This window comes from Lysinibacillus sp. FW301-JW8 (assembly GCF_058788755.1).
Genome location: NZ_JBYTBB010000101.1, coordinates 1 through 14,150 on the forward strand (window position 1 = coordinate 1; position 14,150 = coordinate 14,150).

15 protein-coding genes and 2 pseudogenes are annotated in these 14,150 nt (G+C 34.4%); 8 read left to right on the forward strand and 9 right to left on the reverse strand.

Annotated features, from left to right (window positions below; all coding sequences use genetic code 11):
* Window positions 1–461 precede the first annotated feature (461 nt).
* Together AC3WOM_RS25185 and AC3WOM_RS25190 are read left to right on the forward strand one after the other, a co-directional pair.
* A complete protein-coding gene (locus AC3WOM_RS25185; protein WP_492448830.1) occupies window positions 462–977 on the forward strand; it encodes a DUF6773 family protein in 516 nt (171 codons plus the stop codon).
* Between the two features lie 5 nt (window positions 978–982).
* Window positions 983–1,177 carry a helix-turn-helix transcriptional regulator gene (locus tag AC3WOM_RS25190; protein WP_492448831.1) on the forward strand — a complete coding sequence of 65 codons (195 nt, stop codon included), beginning with the start codon at window positions 983–985 and terminating at the stop codon, window positions 1,175–1,177.
* A gap of 118 nt (window positions 1,178–1,295) precedes the next feature.
* Here the strand turns inward: AC3WOM_RS25190 and AC3WOM_RS25195 are convergent, their stop codons facing one another.
* The 4 genes from AC3WOM_RS25195 to AC3WOM_RS25210 form a co-directional block, all read right to left on the reverse strand.
* Window positions 1,296–2,672 (reverse strand): MATE family efflux transporter, encoded by a 1,377-nt coding sequence (locus AC3WOM_RS25195; RefSeq protein ID WP_492448832.1) that lies wholly within the window; start codon window positions 2,670–2,672, stop codon window positions 1,296–1,298.
* Between the two features lie 25 nt (window positions 2,673–2,697).
* Entirely contained in the window at window positions 2,698–3,177 is a 480-nt protein-coding gene (locus AC3WOM_RS25200; protein WP_492448833.1) for a DUF6530 family protein, read from the reverse strand.
* Between the two features lie 371 nt (window positions 3,178–3,548).
* A complete protein-coding gene (locus tag AC3WOM_RS25205; protein WP_492448834.1) occupies window positions 3,549–4,964 on the reverse strand; it encodes a HAMP domain-containing sensor histidine kinase in 1,416 nt (471 codons plus the stop codon).
* Entirely contained in the window at window positions 4,961–5,641 is a 681-nt protein-coding gene (locus AC3WOM_RS25210) for a response regulator transcription factor (protein ID WP_492448835.1), read from the reverse strand. The genes AC3WOM_RS25205 and AC3WOM_RS25210 overlap by 4 nt, the downstream gene beginning before the upstream one ends.
* Before the next feature lie 154 nt (window positions 5,642–5,795).
* On the opposite strand from AC3WOM_RS25210, the gene AC3WOM_RS25215 reads away from it, so the two are divergent.
* Entirely contained in the window at window positions 5,796–8,168 is a 2,373-nt protein-coding gene (locus tag AC3WOM_RS25215; RefSeq protein WP_492448836.1) for an S-layer homology domain-containing protein, read from the forward strand.
* A 227-nt stretch (window positions 8,169–8,395) separates the two neighbouring features.
* On the opposite strand, the pseudogene AC3WOM_RS25220 reads toward AC3WOM_RS25215, so the two are convergent.
* Window positions 8,396–8,497, reverse strand: a pseudogene (locus AC3WOM_RS25220) (HPP family protein); the annotation flags it as partial.
* A 7-nt stretch (window positions 8,498–8,504) separates the two neighbouring features.
* Window positions 8,505–8,881, reverse strand: a pseudogene (locus AC3WOM_RS25225) (HPP family protein).
* Window positions 8,882–9,210: 329 nt separating this feature from the next.
* Between AC3WOM_RS25225 and AC3WOM_RS25230 the strand changes: the two are divergent.
* The 3 genes from AC3WOM_RS25230 (at window position 9,211) to AC3WOM_RS25240 (ending at window position 10,526) form a co-directional block, all read left to right on the forward strand.
* Window positions 9,211–9,750: a TlpA family protein disulfide reductase gene (locus AC3WOM_RS25230; RefSeq protein WP_427547155.1), complete on the forward strand. Its 540-nt coding sequence runs from the start codon at window positions 9,211–9,213 to the stop codon at window positions 9,748–9,750.
* Window positions 9,751–9,964: 214 nt separating this feature from the next.
* Complete coding sequence (locus AC3WOM_RS25235) at window positions 9,965–10,279, forward strand: hypothetical protein (protein ID WP_427547158.1); 315 nt, start codon at window positions 9,965–9,967, stop codon at window positions 10,277–10,279.
* Between the two features lie 37 nt (window positions 10,280–10,316).
* Window positions 10,317–10,526 carry a hypothetical protein gene (locus AC3WOM_RS25240; protein ID WP_492448837.1) on the forward strand — a complete coding sequence of 70 codons (210 nt, stop codon included), beginning with the start codon at window positions 10,317–10,319 and terminating at the stop codon, window positions 10,524–10,526.
* Between the two features lie 566 nt (window positions 10,527–11,092).
* Here AC3WOM_RS25240 and AC3WOM_RS25245 read toward each other — a convergent pair.
* From AC3WOM_RS25245 to AC3WOM_RS25255, 3 genes are all read right to left on the reverse strand, one after another.
* The gene (locus AC3WOM_RS25245; protein ID WP_427547160.1) at window positions 11,093–11,338 is read right to left on the reverse strand and encodes a YkuS family protein; all 246 of its coding nucleotides are present in this window, start codon (window positions 11,336–11,338) and stop codon (window positions 11,093–11,095) included.
* Between the two features lie 160 nt (window positions 11,339–11,498).
* A complete protein-coding gene (locus AC3WOM_RS25250) occupies window positions 11,499–11,639 on the reverse strand; it encodes a YjcZ family sporulation protein (RefSeq protein WP_286926694.1) in 141 nt (46 codons plus the stop codon).
* A 212-nt stretch (window positions 11,640–11,851) separates the two neighbouring features.
* Window positions 11,852–12,313: a DUF4429 domain-containing protein gene (locus tag AC3WOM_RS25255; RefSeq protein ID WP_492448838.1), complete on the reverse strand. Its 462-nt coding sequence runs from the start codon at window positions 12,311–12,313 to the stop codon at window positions 11,852–11,854.
* A gap of 444 nt (window positions 12,314–12,757) precedes the next feature.
* Between AC3WOM_RS25255 and AC3WOM_RS25260 the strand changes: the two genes are divergently transcribed.
* Both AC3WOM_RS25260 and AC3WOM_RS25265 read left to right on the forward strand, forming a co-directional pair.
* A complete protein-coding gene (locus tag AC3WOM_RS25260; protein ID WP_492448839.1) occupies window positions 12,758–13,351 on the forward strand; it encodes a TetR/AcrR family transcriptional regulator in 594 nt (197 codons plus the stop codon).
* 292 nt (window positions 13,352–13,643) lie between these two features.
* On the forward strand, window positions 13,644–13,898 hold the full coding sequence (locus tag AC3WOM_RS25265; protein WP_427547170.1) for a hypothetical protein: 255 nt from the start codon (window positions 13,644–13,646) through the stop codon (window positions 13,896–13,898).
* The last annotated feature ends 252 nt before the right edge of the window (window positions 13,899–14,150 follow it).

A 14,150-nucleotide genomic window follows, 5' to 3' on the forward strand; every position in this document is an offset into this window, starting at 1 on the left:
CGTTTTGAAAAAGGGCTATACTTTTTAATTTGTCACCTTGATGTCATTGACATAATAGTATTTCAACAACATGAGTAGAATAATTTCTACTTTTAATTTTTTCTCGAGGCTGTAGTAAAGACATATAACATAATTGAGGGCACTGAAAAACTAAAAAATTCACTTTTTTATATTAGAAATTTGACTTTTGTTAGATTTGAAGTCGATTTGCATCACATTTTTTGTGGCAAATCGACTTTTTCAGTGCCTTTGTTATTAGTTATCTGTTTTTTTGCTTTCTTCTTTTGAAGTAATTGTGTAAGGTATTGAAAGTTTGCTACAGGAATACCAAATCATAAACTAGATGATTTAAATAACAACTAACTTAAATGTTAATTATAATAATCATAAAGAAATGTATATATTGCACAATGACAGGTATTGTGTATAATAGAGTTATAAAATAGAGGAGGGAAATGAATATGATTTGGAATACGAAACATTTAGATGAACGTGTGAAAAACCTGCAAAACAAGATATATAAAGAGATCTATGTGATTGTTATTATAGCCTGTATACTATCTATCTTATATAAATTTACGACAATGGATATGTCCTTACAAAATGTAACAACAGAGTGGCTCATTATTTTAATCACATCTATTTATTATTTTATAAGATCTGCTTTTCTTGGCATTTTTACTGATGAAGTAGAGCTACACAATAGTATGCATAAAGTTAAACTAAGTACTAAATATATAATTCTTGGTGTTGCGATAGGCATGTTTTTTGCCATTATTTTAGGTATTAACAGTGCATTTAACTATGCAGATAGCACTCAAGAAGCCATCTATTTTTTCTTTCTTGTATTCTTTATTTCATTGTTCATGTATGCACTATTTTTTGCAGGGTTTTTAATGTTGATGTATGTAGCTGCTAAAAAGAAAAGTGATAAAGTCGTGCAGCATATTTTAGAAGAGAAAGATAGCAAGTGGTGAAAAGTGTGAAAAACATACGTTTGAAAATGGCTCGAATAGAGCATGATCTTTCACAGGGAGAGCTGGCTGAAAAAGTAGGGGTTACTCGACAAACAATTGGTTTAATTGAATTAGGTAAATATAATCCGACATTAAATTTATGTTTGGCCATATGTAAAGCATTAAATAAAACCTTAGATGAATTGTTCTGGGAAGAATAGACCTTGTCAAATTTGGTGTGGAAATTCATTTGTTAATATAGAATAAAACAAACCAGAAACTCATAGGGAGTCCTGGTTTGTTTGATTTTCCTTGATGAAGCTAAAGATAAAACTTGGATTAATCGTTTAGCATTGCTTTTAAAGTTCGTTTTTGCCAGCCTAGCTTGAAGTATGCATACTGTAACACAAAATGCACGCAGAAGGTAACAGGGTAGGCTAACCAAACACCATTTAGCTCGAATGAAGTATGGTGTGATAAAACAAACGCTAATGGCACCTCAACTGCCCAAATGGCAATGACTAAGAAAATAGTTGGCCATAAGACTACTCCTGTAGCCCTCATCGTAGCTGAAACTGTTTGTGTATGTCCAAAAATTAAGTAGCTCCAAAATGTGATATATAAATAGTCCTTAGCAATTAGCACTGTATTATGTGAATCTATAAATAAAGATAGGATAGGCTCCGCAAATAAATACATGATTAAAATAATGGCTCCACCTAAAATATAGTTAATACGGACACCTAAGAGTCGGATTTTTTTGATCATTTCTGTAGAGTTTGCCCCTAGAGCCTGTGCAACAAATACAGAAGTTGCAATCGCTATACTCATAGCTGGTACTTGTGCATAGCTCGCTACTTGATTGACTACACCATAGGCAGCAGTAGCATCTGAGCCATAGACATTAACGAAGCCAATAACGGCAATTTCCGCAACAGAGATTGCCACCATGCTAATACTTGATGGAATTGCTAGTTTTAATAAGGAAGCTAAAATATCTTTCTTTAATTTGAAGTGCTTTAAAATCGATTTGTCTAAACGCAGCAAATGCTTTGTTTTGTGCAGGTATCCTAGTAATAATAGCATCGTTACAAGATTGGATAAAACAGAGGCATAGGCAGCACCGTTTAAGCCAAATTTAGGCAGTCCAAACCAACCAAATACTAATGGTGGAAGAAAGGCAATATTTAAAACTACACTGATTACTAAAAATAAAAAGGGTGTTTTTGAATCGCCAACACCTCGCATAAAGGTTGTATACACAAAATACCAAAACATAATTGGAAGTGTGAAAAATAATATTTGGGCATAGCTAATACTCGGCTCTAAAATATTTGCGGGTGTTTGCATAAAGCGTAAAATCCACTCAATGAAAAAGCCTCCGAAAATGGCAACAATAATTGATAATATTGATGTGAAGGCGAGGGTCACCCCGACAACCTCCTTCATTTTCTCATGATTGCCAGCTCCGTAAGTTTGCCCTACTAAAATGGAACTTCCTGAGCCAATGCCAATCGCAAATGCCATTAAAAAGAAGAAAAATGGAAAAAATGCAGAAATAGCTGCAAGCGCATCGACACCTAAATTTCGTCCCACTATAAACATCGCAAATACCTGTCCTAATGATTGCAAGACATTCGCTAGCATAACAGGAATTAAAAAGTTGAAAAAAGATTTTTGAAGTTTTTTATCATCTTGTAGTAGTTGTTCATTCATTATGTTATCTCCTTAAGTCATGACATTAATAGCCCATATCCTTTAAAATACGTGATAATGTGCGCAAACGTTCTCCAATAAGCTCACCATTATCACCCAATGCTTGTTGAAAGAGCTGAATATCCTCATTAATTTGTTCGTTCTCTGTGCAAATTTCCACTGTCATGGCATCACCCTGTAAGCCAACACGTTTTAGTACTGGGTTGTTTTCATCATATAAATTTTCATAGCGGTAAGCATCCTTAAAATAAAGCTGAGCTTCGCATACTAAAATAGCGAGATCAAGTACACGATGAAGAGGAAGTTCCTCTGATTGACGAGACCATTTACCACCTGTATGACGCCATACCTTGGCAGAAATATCAACCTTCCCTCGGTCATTCCATTGAGCTAAGCCAAGTGAAAGACCCTGTGCATCAGTATGATAGGCAGTACGTCCATCAATATTGGCATAGTTTTCTGCAACAATTACAGGTTTATGTTTTAAATGTGTAGGTATTTTCATATATTAAAACTCCTTATTCATTTATATTTAGTAATTTAGTAAATTACTGCGTTAGTAAATATAGCATTGGATAAATGATAAGTCAATCATTTATAGACCTAAATTTTTCTAATATCAGTTAAAAGTAAAGAGAATGGAAAGAAGTAAAAATTTCGAATTTCTTGGAGCGGTTTCAGTAAAAAGGGGAAGGTATCACAGTAATGAAGATGCAAATAAAATGACAACTACAAATTGTCAGTAATTGTCCTGTGGTGCTATTATAAAGAGTTTAAAAAAGTCTGATACGGTGTACTCAAGGTTGTTTAAAAGACCAAAATCACTAATAGAAATAGTTCATACAAATCCTATACAGCAATGCTGCTCGACAATGTTTATGGCGAGCAGTTTCTTTTGGTAAGCTGTATTTGAAATATCGTTTCCTCATAGGGAGTACTGGTCAATCGTATGTTACCTTGATGTAATGCCACAATTTCTTCGACAATCGACAGCCCAATCCCAAGTCCTTCACCTTGTCTTCCTTGATCGCTACGATAAAATCGTTCAAAGACTCGCTGCTGTTCTTCAAGTGCAATTCCTTGTCCTTTATCTTTTATGGTAACCCATACCTCATTTTGATGTTCTACAAGTGCTACACCAAGATAGTGACCCTCTTTGCCGTAGCGAATGGCATTGTCAATTAAGTTGCGAATAGCCCGCTCAATCAATGCGGCATCCATCTGCATCACAATATCAGCATCCGCAATATCAATATCCACATGGTAATCTTGACCATCTAACAATAATAAATAATCGGCTATAATCTTCCGTAATATTTCAGATAAATTATGTGGTGCCAGTTGCAATGTCAATGCATTAGTGTTTTGTTTGGTGACATCTAGTAATTGGTCGAGTAAGCGGTCCATATAGCGAGATCGCTGCAAAATTATTTTAGCACTGGCTTGGAGCTCTCGTTCATCCTTATATATTCCGCTGCGAATCGTTTCAGCATAACCTAGAATCATCGTCAATGGTGTCCGTAAATCATGAGAGAGATTAGACAATAATTGCTTTCGTCTATTTTCGAATTGTTCAATTTCAACAACCTGACTTTGAATACGTTGGACCATCGAATTATAATGCTGTGTAAGTTGCCCTATTTCATCCTTTGTCTCATCCTCTAGTACAATACTATTACTTTGAAGATTGACTTGGGAGAGAGCATTATTTAGCTTACTAATACGTCGATTCATCCAAGAAAAAAAACAAATGGCTAGTAAATAGGGCACCATAAAAGCTGCGAGTATAGGAAGGAGTAATGTAACAAGTACCTTTGATGTGCGTATAAAGAAATAAATTTGCCCCTGTTTCATTGCCTCGCTAGGCAGGCTCATTAATAGATAGTAGCTTTGCTTGTCTAGCGTGATGCTATAAATAAAACTGATATTTTCATCTTTAGCCCAAAGATTGCTTGGCATATTTAGAAAACGGTCTGCTATTTTCGAGAAATCATAATCCTCTAAATCACCAGAAGTATCATAAATCTTTGTACCATCAGCTTGAATCCATGCAAAGTGAATCGCTGTATGTTCCGTATGAACGGAATCCAAAATTGGTTTTATTTCCTGCTCTCTTCCTGTCCCTTTTTGGCGAATTGATGCGATAATATCTTCAGCTAGTGTATTTAATTTGTTTAAATTATAGCCCTTATCCAAAATACTTCCTACTGCCAAGCTCATTGCAATAAAAATAATAATGCTGCCAAAGATACTGATAATCATAAGAAGCCAAAGTTTTGTCCGATTTTTCAAAATTCATCACCTGAAAACTGATAACCAATACCACGAATGCTACGAATCGAATGGTGACCCGTCATTTGTTCAAGTATTTTACGAAGACGACTGATAAAAACGCTTAAATTGTTATCATCATAATGTTCATGCTGCCAAATATGTTGATAGATTTCCCTTTTCGTTAGTACACGATCAACATTTCGCATTAATAAGTGCAATAGCTGACATTCTACAGTTGTTAACCTTTGTTTTTGTCCATCATAATGTAGCATTGATTTGTCCATTTCAAGCACTAACTTGTTTAAACGTATACGATCGGAGTGATGTTTGATGGAATGTCGCCTTAATTGGGCCTGTACACGTGCAACAAGCTCAATCGGACTAAATGGCTTTGTCACATAATCGTCTGCGCCTAATCCAAGTACCGTAATTTTTTCCTCAACCTCTCTTCTAGCACTTAGCACAATAACAAGCGGCTGTAAATGATTTTCTTTTAAATAGTGTAGTACCTCAAATCCATCTCCATTTGCCATCATCAAATCCAGGATAATCATGTCAAATGGCTTTTGCTGCAATTGTCCTATGGCATCTTGTCCTGATGCAGCCTCCATCACGTTTAGATGTGCATTTTCTAAGTGAAGTCGGATTAATTGGCGAATACTACTTTCATCATCAACAATTAGAATTCGATTCATCGTCAGTCACCACTCTCCAAAAATAGTATTAAATCTACTATAAATTATAGAAGAAAAAAATCCAGTCATATAGGAACTTTATAATCCATTAAGATTTCATTAAGAAAACCCCTTTTATAGATTGTTAGAATTAAAGGAAAGGAGGAGTAATGGAATGAAGAATAAGTTATTTATGGCAGGTATGGTCACAACGATTGCTACGATGGGGGCAGTGTCAGTAGTTGAGGCAGATTCCTTAAAGTTTTCAGATGTGAAGGAAGGGAATAGTCATTATGGGGCGATTATGGAACTTTCACAGCGTGGGATTATTCACGGTTATCCTGATGGAACATTTAAGCCAAATGAGGTAGTCACACAAAGCCAAGCAGCAAAAATGGTGGCAGGGGTAATTGGTTTAAAGGGTAGTGAACAAGAAATAGTAGCTACTTTAAAGCAAAAGGGGATTTTGGAGAAGTCGTTCAAGATGAATACACCTGTGACGCGCTATCAAATGGCAACGATGATTACGAAGGCTTTACAGTTACCTACTTCTGATACAATCACAAACACATTTACTGATGTAGCGACAGAAAATCAACAATCAGTAGAAACATTATTTGTAAACCATATTACAACTGGTACAACAGCAACTACATTTAGTGGAGAAAAATTTGTGACGAGAGGGCAGTTGGCATCATTTATTATTCGGGCAGAGCAACGGAATATGGTTGAAATTATGGAGGCAAAATTAACGATTGAAGCCATTCAACAAGGGAAATTAACAGCAGCAGAACGAGAATGGACAGTGGCGAAAAACGTACAAACATTGCTAAACGAGCAAAATGCGCAAGCCTTAGCAGGGGCACGTATACAGGTAGTGATAATAGATAATCAAATTGTTGATGTTTTAGCTATTGCATTAAATGCATCAGGTGCTAAGGGAAAAAATGTTGTATTTGATGGTGCGAACAGTACATTTGCAGGGAATTTATTTGTTAATGCAGATTTTGTGGAACTTAAAAATATAACAGTCACTCAAAATATCGTCGTTACACCAAAAGCATCAACAAACTTGGCAATGAGCAAGCTAAGGGCAGAAAATTTCACCATTATATATGATCAACAGTCAACTGTGACGGCTTCCTTAACAAAGGTTAAACTTGCCAATACAGTAGATACAGTGTTCGAAATATCCAGTGTAGGCTCTTCTGCAACGAACTTGTATGTGTTGCCAAATAACCCACAAGATGATGTAACAACTAAATTAGCACAACTAGCAGGCTTAGATATGTGGGCGTACGATAATCAGTTTACCCCTGCAGCTTCAATAACAAGACAGGAGCTTGCAACCATATTCGCATGGTCACCTAAAGATGATGCAGGTTTATCATTCTTTGTAGATGCGCCTGTAGGTGGTTGGACTGCTGGTTTTGTTGAAGTAGCAAAAAAGGAAGAATTAGTAATAGTAGGTGGTGAGTTACCAACACCTCCAACTCAAATAACGAAAGAGCAATTAGCTGAAATTGTGGTTATAGTAGCCCCACGTCAAAATGAAAGTTTTACGGGTTTTAAGAAGAATCAAAAGCAAATTTCTTTTACAGGCGATTTTTTGGCAGGACAATTAGTGTTTGTTAACCCAAGAGAACATGGCATATTATCGCGTTCCGATGTACGTTTAAGTGGAAATATGAATGATATCATGAATCGATTGATCGCACCAACAAGAGAGATAGTAGAGTATGGTAACAGCAGTTCGCAAGCACCGACACATATAGAGGCACTGCATACAAGTATTCGTCTAGCAAAAGAGAAATTGCAATGGATTGAGCAACTTAAACAAAATGGAGTACTTATACTTTCAGCAGATGGTCAAGATGTTCCAAATATTCCAAAAGAAAAGCAATGGCTTCCGGAAATGATTGTAGTAGCGTTACAGGCACAAGTGGTGGAAGCTGAGCAGCTAGCCAATAGTCAATCGCTGATAGTTGAACCAATGATCACTAAACTTAATGGTTTAACAGGAAACATCAAACCGCGAAATGGCTTGAAGGAAATCGTAGGAGCACAACAAAAATTAGCAAATCAGCAACTTGTTATAGCAAATGAAGGGCAAATATTCGCTAAAATAGCTGAAATTCTAGAAGAAACGCAAGTAGAATTACAGCAAGAGCAAATTCGACTTGAGGGCAATCAAGTAACGGTCACATTACATGAGGCGATTGAATGTTTAAACCCAAGCACAATGACAATGGTTCAGTTTATTCCAGCAATTACAGCACAGCTAACAATTGTCCGAGACATAACGATTACAGACATGCAATGGACGAATGATGGTCTACTACTGACAACTACTGCAGATAGTGCCCAGCTCACTATTGGTACAGAACTAACATTGATATTACAAGGTGGGCAAAAGCTTAGTGGTACTGTAGCGACAGCCGATGATGGAAGTGGCATCATAATTCGTTTTGAAAATATTCCTCCAAACGTTGTTATTACAGCAATTGAAGCAGAGGGCTATCGCTTTACTATTTTACCTACGACATAAGCAAAGTGAATAATGACTAACCTACAAATTTTTTATCCAAATTTAGGTATATCAATTTGTCTATTTTTAACATAAAATCCCACAGAAAAGCGAATCGATTTGCTTATCTGTGGGATTTTGTGCTGATAGATAAAAGAAAAGGAAGGCAATATATTTTCTGAATGAATGATAATTCCACACAAAATTTTATGATTCTTTCTTATAAGGACAGCATGGCAAATTGTTTATCACCAAAATAATGGATATTTTCTAGTTTTAATTAAATTGTTGAATATTAATCCTATAAAGACGATTATCAGTGCTCCAATCAACACTGGCATAAACAAATAGCTCCAGCTATAGCCCCCCTAACATAATAATTACTGGATTTGATGCTGCTGGTGGATGGAAGAATCCTGTAATTGCCATTAAAAATATCCCTAAACCAACGCCAAAACTTATCGCATAAGGATTTGAGCCAAATAATGAAAAAAAGACAAATTTGTTAAATCTATAAGAAGATGCCCAAATATAACTTTTCTTAGCTGTGAAATTGGGGTATACCATACTCTAAAAACTAGGACTATGCTTACGCCAAAAGATGCCATAAGCCAAGGTATGTTCATAAAGTTAGTTAATGATAGTAAGATGAAAATACATAACATACCGCCAACACAACTAATGAAAGAATTTATAAAAGTAAATTTTGAGGAAGTATAATGGCCTCCTCTCATTTTAGAGATATATGTCCATAAATAGAGGGTTTTCCATGTTTTTTAAACAAACTAAAATATCTTCCCATCTTTTTTACCCTTGTAAAATTGTATCTTTATTCAGCCCCAGCGGATGTCACGGATTTTGAAGAGGAGTTTTTTGAGTGAGCTCGATAGAATTCGGACGCAATGGGTGTAATTGTTATCTCATTTTAATTTTACAGATGATGAAAGAAGAAGTACATACAAATTCACGCTGTATAATCTAACCTTTTATACCTAAATGAGGTAATATAAAGTAAAAGTATTGTAAAATGGGTGTATAATCAAATTAATGAAGGAGAAGTACAATGAAACGAAAAAAACTTATAGGTTTAGTAATATCACTAGTAGTAGTAGTTTTCTTAATAGGTGTTGCCTTAAAGGATGAAATCTTCAAAGAAGAACTAAAACCCTCAATGGTCGAATTAGCGAATGGCTCAAAACAAATTGCGTATGATACAAAACTAATGAATTTTGATAAAACGACAACAACATTTGAAAAATACAAAGGTAAAGTTTTAATTGTTAATTTTTGGGCATCCTGGTGCGGTCCTTGTCAAGATGAAGTACCAGACTTAAAAGCGTTTTATAGCCAAAAATCCGATAATGTGGAGCTATTAGCCGTTAATGCAACTGCTAATGATAGTTATAATAATGCACTGAAATTTTTAGAGAATTACAAACTGAATTTTCCAATCTTTCTTGATGGAGATGGCGCACTTCAAAAATCATTTGAAGTCATGAATTACCCGACAACTTTTATCTTTAATGCAGAAGGCGTTTTAAAATATACAATTAAAGGTCAAATCAATCAACAGAAACTGAATAAATTTATTTCAGAAATTTAACTTATAGCTCAGATCGCTAGAAACATACATATAGTTTACACAAACATAAAAATACAAGGTATTACATAAATGTGGAACCTGGAATTTTTTTGTGTTTTTTGATAATTATTTATTGAAAAAATTATAAAAACGAAACTTTATTTACATATTCTCGTAGAATAAGGAAGCGTATTTGAAGGGGGGAGTTTATATAAAATGTAAAAGTGTAATTATTATGGTGATAACACTTGTAGTAGAGGTATTTATTACATATTATATTGCCTCATTTTTCTCTGTTCGATTAATTGAGGTTATGTTTTTTACAGGACTCTTATTTACTGGTGGAATTTACTACTTTTCAAGCAGTGGGGGAGCCATGTCTCGGTTCTTTAACGCTCAGGTAAGCGGGCAAACGGGTTTTATTCAGCAAAGTGAGCGGTTTACTGTGAAAGTAGGTCCAGTGTTCTGGGCTTCATTTATATTCCTTTTAGTGGGTTTAGTCCTTTTTATCTTATTAATTACTGGGGTTATACCACCTCAGGAAATGTAAAAAACTACTTCACAATAAAAGAAGCATGGAGGATGAAATGATTAACAAGAAATATTTAAATGGAGTCATTTGGCTTTTGCTGATTCTTTTATTAGGAATGTCCTTGTTGTTAAATGTAACTCATTATTTTAATACAAAAGAAATTGATATGGCTAGCACACGATGCTATGAAAAGGGTGGCAGCGTCATATTGAAAATTTATAATAATTTAACAAGTGAATATTATTTTACTTGTAAAGACAAATAGACGGATCACGGAAATCATATGAATAACTAAATGATGAGCTTATATCTTGTTTAGAATTTGTTTAGAACGATTTGATATACTAATTATGTAATCATAAACAAACACACAACACACAAAAAGGCCTGGCTTCGCATTTGAAGCTAGGTTTTTTTGTGTGTATTGCAGTGGATTTCTCTTTCTAAGCTCTTGGTGATATTTGTAAATACGGAGGAGCATCAAATGAGGCAAAAGGAAATGATAAAGAATGTAAAAAATCTTGTTTACTGTTATTTTAATTTGCATTGGCACCATACTATTATTAAATAGTGTTGAGATGGGTACAGACGATGTAAAGGAATATATAAATACAGTTATGAGTGGATCAATGGATACAGAGAGATTCCTTGTTATAACAAAGAGATACATTTTTTCCTATCTCATTGTGGAAGGAATTTTATTATTGATTGGTTTCTATTTTTTGTATATTTCTTTATGAATTATTTGTAAAAGAAATTGACTTGAATAAATTGTAAAAGGTGCTAGTCGATAGATCATAATGACTAAAGATAGCACCTCTCCATTCGTTGTTAATGAAAATATTTCTCTACACGCTGAAGAATTTCGTCTGCAGAAAGACCATTTGCATCAATGACTGGTCCTGCAAGTATTGGATCACTAATTCCCATAACATCCTTGTCTTGACCTGTGATTACGCAAGCATCACATCTTTTAGCGTCCTCTTCATTCCGCAGTTGAATAACTTCATATCCTTTTGCCTTTAAAGCTTGCTCCACGTTTGATAATGATTGTTCAACACCAATAATTCTAGACATTATTCTTCCACCTCCTATATGTAATGTGCCATATAGGATTGCTAATTATTCACTGATTTCAATGAAAAATCTTAAAACTTCATGAATAAAGGCTCTAGTTTTATCCATGTAGACAAAACTAAAGCCTTTTTTTATTTAACAGTTGGAAATGTTGATGTGATTAATAAAGGAAGCTAGCGCCAACGATAATTAGAAGAATGAATAGCACTACAATTAGAACGAATGTAGAGCCATAACCAGAGCCAGTATTGCCCCCACAGCAGGCATTGTTCCAACTACCTACATTTCCTGAATATCCCATAATAAATTCCTCCTTTCTATCATCTATAATATGCCCTGTTGTAGAAAGGAGGCGTGTTATTTATCCAATTAAAAATTCTGAAAGCAGGTATTTTAAGGTATCATTAATAAATTTTTATCCGATGAAGAAGGGGTATACACTACTTTTATGATGAAATGCAACATTTGCTTAGTGAAGCGCCTTATAAAATTAATAAACAGCTTTCTACATGATTAAATATTTAATAATTGTTTTTTCTTCGCTTCAAATTCCTCCTTTGTTAATATACCTGCATCCATTAGTTTTTTCAGCTTTAGAATTTCATCAGCGACACTTTGTGAGGTGATAGAGGGAGACGTACTCTCATGTCGTTTCATTTCAATTAACTTAATTAATTCTTTGGCCTTTTTCAGCTCTCTTTTAAAGAAGGTTATAGAGTTTTCATCTTTGATAGCTGCCGTGGTACCGCCTTTTGTTTCATTCGATCCAGAATAGGCAAATTGGATATATCCCGTAGATAAACCAGGTTCTTTAAATTGAATAGCAGTGATAGATTTAATGGGAATGGATTTTTCCCCCTTAGAGCCGCCTTTATTGATAAAATTTGAGAACCCCTTAGGCTGAATTTTTACTGTATAATCATCTACTTTTACAATAAACTTACCATTTGATTTAAATTCAAAAGCTTGAGTCATTTTTCCCCTCCCTAAAGAAAAAGCATCATTAAGATCAATTTTAAAAACCCTTTCATTATTTATGAATATGCTTAAATTTTTGAGGAAATTTCTGAGAAAATGGATTTTTATTACGATCAACAACTTGATGTAATTGTCACACAGTGTATAGCTTTAAGTTTGTTTCATTTTTTCAATTAACCTTATTCCACTAAACTCATCTATTCCATTAAGTCTATTCTTTTACATATTCGATGATGCTGCATTGGTTACTGGAATGCTGCATCGTCAGTCAAATAAGAAATCTTTAAAACTGTAACAAAAGGGGATAGTCGAACCTATTGCCAGCGTTTTTCTGGAATTACATATTTTTAATCTCTTGTTTATAATCAATTTTAATGATATTATATGAATATATTACATGAATATTCGTGTGATATATTCATAAAAGGGGGGTGTTCATCTATGGCAAGGGGGAAAAAGGTTTTTTCAGAAGAAGATAAAATTCAAATTAAAAGTAAATTGAAAGATGAGTGTATGGCATTTTGGATTTCTGTGGGTTATAAAGAAACGAGTATTGGTGCATTATGTAAAAAAACAGAAATATCTACGGGTACTTTTTATAATTTTTATTCAAGTAAGGAAGAGCTTTTTTTTGAAGTTTTGAATGACGTTCAAGATGCTATTTATGGGAATTTTATGGAGCAAATAAAACAATGTCCTGAAAAATTTGGTTTTGAAACAGCGATAATCCAGCTTTACGATGAATATGAAAGTAAACCATTTCTTTATGATGTAAAAACGGCAGATTTCACATCATTTTACAGTAAACTATCAGAGGAAATGAAGGAAAAACTAATGTTTGATAGTTCTGATCTTTTTCGTGCGGCTATTAAACAAGCGAATCTTACATTAAAGGTATCTGAAAATTTAGCATTTTCGACCTTCACCGTACTTCTTTCTAGTATTGCAAGTAAAGAAGGAATTTCAAAAAACTGCGATCATTTAGCCGCATTTCAATTTATGACTAAGCAGTTGGTAGAAAGTATCTTTGAGTAGATACGCTATTTCAAATATAAAATAAGAGGATATGAACGATGACTTTATTTTGGAGTATTATAGACTTTCTTAAAGAAACAGCATCTTTCTTTATCGTGATAAATATCATTGCAGCAATCGTGCTACTAATCTCAGGGGTAATTTTAATATCCCAAAAGAATAGAGAACAGAAGACGAAAAAGGTTGTCGGATTGATTTGTTTATCAATTTCAATGTTAGCTTTTTTGGGTGCTCTATCTAATGCTTTTTTTTCTTACATCGTATTTTAAAATTTGGATGAAAGAGGGGTAAAATGATGTTAGACAAAATGTATACTATTATGGATGTTGCTTGTAAATGGGGGAATAAAAATCTGGGAATCTCTATTCAATTCCCTAAACCAACCAAAAAATCCATGGTGTCCAGTGCCTTTTCAAGTGGTATTATTGGTTGCGTCATTCTGATATATGGACTTGTTTTCTACAACACGTGGATTCTGTTAGTCGGTGGACTTGGAATAATTAGCAGTGTTTTTATATATCGACAAAGTGTAAAAACGGTTAATTAAGAAACCTTATCTTTTAGTTTTTAGACTATAGAAATATAGTCTCATAGTGTTGAAAATCAAAATGGTCAAGGATACCTTTGTGAATATTTAGTCAAAATGAAGATGATTTCCGTTCCAGGCTACTCGCTTTCCAGTGGGCGAGCGACGAGCCGCTTCCTGCGCTGACGCTCCGTGTAGGGTCTCGTCTGTCTCGCTATCCCACGGGAGTCGAGTAGCCTTGCACTCCAATCAGCAATAGTGTAGAACTTTAAA